Annotated in this window: 1 protein-coding gene; it reads right to left on the bottom strand. The window is 44.9% G+C overall.

Going from position 1 to position 575, the window contains the following annotated elements; translation table 11 throughout:
* Positions 1-575: SDR family oxidoreductase (locus R3X28_RS19220; protein WP_317666509.1), on the bottom strand; the 575-nt coding region annotated here is incomplete at both ends.

Raw genomic sequence — 575 nt, 5'->3', positions numbered from 1 at the left:
GTGGCCAAAATACCCCCGTCTACATATAGGATATGCCCGTTGACAAAATCACTGGCCTTTGAGGCCAAGAAAATAGCGGCCCCAGCCAAATCATCAGGTTCCCCCCATCTAGCGGCAGGTGTTCTACTGATTATAAAATCGTTAAAAGGGTGTCCGTCTACACGAATCGGAGCCGTCTGCGAAGTCGCAAAATACCCAGGTCCAATCCCATTGGTCTGAATGTTGAACTTGGCCCATTCGGTCGCCATGTTCTTGGTCAACATCTTAAGTCCACCTTTTGCAGCGGCATAGGCACTAACAGAGTCGCGACCCAATTCGCTCATCATGGAGCAAATATTGATGATCTTTCCCCCTCCTCTTTCGATCATTCCTTTTACAACGTACTTTGACATGATAAACGGACTCACTAAATCAACCTTAATAACCGCTTCAAAATCAGCAAGCTCCATATCTATCATGGGGGTTCTTTTGATGATTCCCGCATTATTGATCAAGATATCTATTGGCCCTACTTCATCTTCAATTTTCTTAAGGTTTTCGATTACGGCCGCCTCATCGGTAACATCGAAAATATA

The sequence above is a fragment of the Maribacter sp. TH_r10 genome, from assembly GCF_033101095.1.
GTDB classification, from domain to species: domain Bacteria; phylum Bacteroidota; class Bacteroidia; order Flavobacteriales; family Flavobacteriaceae; genus Maribacter_A; species Maribacter_A luteus.
Note: the sequence above shows the minus strand (reverse complement) of the source record. Positions and strands in the feature narration are given on the sequence as shown.